Raw genomic sequence first — 2,507 nt, forward strand, 5'->3', positions numbered from 1 at the left:
TGGTGGACCGGCCGATCGGCATGCGCGGGCGCACGGCGCTCTACGGCCCGCGCCACCTGTTGCAGCTGGTGGCCGTGAAACGCCGGCAGGCCGAGGGCCGGCTGCTGGCCGACATCCAGGTGGAGCTGTCCGGTGCCGACGACGAGACGCTCGCGGCGGTGGCGCGGGTGCCGGCGGCGCTGCTGGCCGCGGACGGGCCGTATGAGGACGAGATCATCGCGCCCCGCCCGCGCTTCTGGGCGGACACACCGGCCCAACCGGCCGTCAAGCCGGCCGCGGCGCCGGCGAAGGAGCAGGAGCAAGAACCGCGTGGCACGCGAGCGGGAGCGGTCCAGCTGGGCGGGGGCGCCATCCTGGTGCTTCCGGGTACGCCCACCGACGACGACCTCGCCGCCATCACCGCGGCCGCGGCACCGCTGCTGCGCACGCTGGCCGGCCGCGGCCTGCTGACCCCCGTGAACACCGAGGATGGGAGCCCGTCATGACCTTTTCGATCGCCCCGATGGCACCCGGCGAGCTGGGTCGCATCAAGATCCTGCCGGATGCCGGGTTCGGCGCGCTCCTGACCGATCGCGGCAACCTTCCGCTCGACCGTCTCGACGTCCGTTCGCAGGTCACCGGCCTGGTGGCGCGCACCGTCGTCGCCACGGAGTTCGTCAACGTGCACGACACCGCGCTCGAGGCCACGTACGTCTTCCCGCTGCCGGACCGCGCCGCGGTGACCGGGATGACGATGACCGCCGACGGCCGCACGGTCGAGGCCGAGCTGCGGGAGCGCGGCGCGGCGCGGGAGGCGTACGACCAGGCCGTCGCCGAGGGCAAGCGGGCCTCGATCGCCGAGGAGGACCGGCCCGACGTGTTCACGATGCGGGTGGGCAACATCCTGCCCGGCGAGCGGGTGACCGTGGAGCTGCGGCTGGTCGGGCCGCTGCCGTTCGAGGACGGCGCCGCCACGTTCCGGTTCCCGCTGGTGGTCGCGCCGCGCTACATCCCGGGCACCCCGCTGGGCGGCCCGCAGTCCGGCGACGGCCGCGAGCTCGACACCGACGCGGTGCCCGACGCCTCCCGCATCACTCCCCCGGTGCTGCTGCCCGGCTTCCCCAACCCGCTGCGGCTCTCCGTCGACGTCGACATCGACCCGGCCGGGCTCGACCTGGGCGAGGTCCGGTCGAGCCTGCACACGGTGGTGACCGATGAGCGGCGGGTCAGCCTCAGGCCCGGGGAGCGCGCGGACCGCGACTTCATCTTGCGGCTGGGGTATGCGGGCGGCGGCGAGAGCGCGATCGCGGCGCCGGACCGGGCCGCCGGCAGTGACGCCGACTCGAACGCCGGGCCCGATGCCGGACAGGGCACGTACCAGCTCACCGTGCTGCCGCCCGAGGCCGGCCGGGCCACCCGGCAGAAGGATGTCGTTCTACTGCTGGACCGCTCCGGCAGCATGGGCGGCTGGAAGATGGTGGCCGCCCGCCGCGCCGCCGCACGGGTGGTCGACACGCTGACCGCCGGTGACCGGTTCGCGGTGCTGACCTTCGATCACGTCGTCGAGCACCCGGACGGCCTCGAGGGCAGGGGCCTGTCGGAGGCGAGCGACCGGCACCGCTTTCGCGCGGTCGAGCACCTGGCCCGGGCCGACGCCCGCGGCGGCACCGAGATGCTGGCGCCGCTGCTGGAGGGCCTCAAGCTGCTGAAGCAGAGCGAGGCCGAGCAAGCTCAGGACGCGACGCGTGACCGGGTGCTGGTGCTGATCACCGACGGGCAGGTCGGCAACGAGGATCAGATCCTGCGCGAGATCAGCCCGCTGATCGGCTCGACCCGGGTGCACACCGTGGGCATCGACCGCGCGGTGAACGCCGGGTTCCTGGGCCGGTTGGCGAGCCTCGGCGCCGGGCGGACCGAGCTGGTCGAGAGCGAGGACCGTCTCGACGACGCGATGGAGCACATCCACCGCCGGATCGGCGCCCCGGCCGTCACCGATCTGCGGATCGGCGCGACCGGCATGACGTTGCTGGAGGACACCCGCAGCCCGCACCGGCTGCCGGCGCTCTACCCCGGAGTGCCGCTGGTGGTGACCGGGCGCTACGCCGGCGAGGCCGGCGGGACGCTGACGGTGACCGGCCGGACCCGCGACGGTCGCGAGTGGACGACCACGGTCGCCGTGCAGGCGAAGGAGGAGAGCGCGATCACCGCGCAGTGGGCCCGCGCCCGGCTGCGCGACCTGGAGGACCGGTATGCGACCGGCGACCGCTCACTCGAGCAGGCCATCGTCGCGACGTCGCTGCGGTTCGGGGTGCTGTGCCGGTTCACCGCCTTCGTGGCGGTGGACAGCCGGGTGGTCAACGAGGGCGGCCAGACGCGGCGGGTCACGCAGCCCGTGGAGCTCCCGTCCGGCTGGGAGTCCCCGGTGATGGGCGACGTGGCGATGCCCATGTCGATGATGTCGCTGTCGGCGCCGGCCGGCGCCCCCCCGCGCCCGGCGCCCCCGGGGGTCGCCCCGCGGCGGGCGGCGG

2 protein-coding genes are annotated in these 2,507 nt (G+C 74.8%); both read left to right on the forward strand.

Annotated features, from left to right (window positions below; genetic code table 11):
• A partial coding sequence (locus AB0M20_RS37900) for a MerR family transcriptional regulator (protein WP_364305669.1) occupies positions 1–485 on the forward strand: 485 nt, incomplete at its 5' end.
• A partial coding sequence (locus AB0M20_RS37905) for a VIT domain-containing protein (RefSeq protein WP_364305671.1) occupies positions 482–2,507 on the forward strand: 2,026 nt, incomplete at its 3' end. The genes AB0M20_RS37900 and AB0M20_RS37905, both read left to right, overlap by 4 nt.

The sequence above is a fragment of the Actinoplanes sp. NPDC051633 genome (assembly GCF_040681735.1).
In the GTDB taxonomy this organism is placed as follows: Bacteria; Actinomycetota; Actinomycetes; order Mycobacteriales; family Micromonosporaceae; genus Actinoplanes.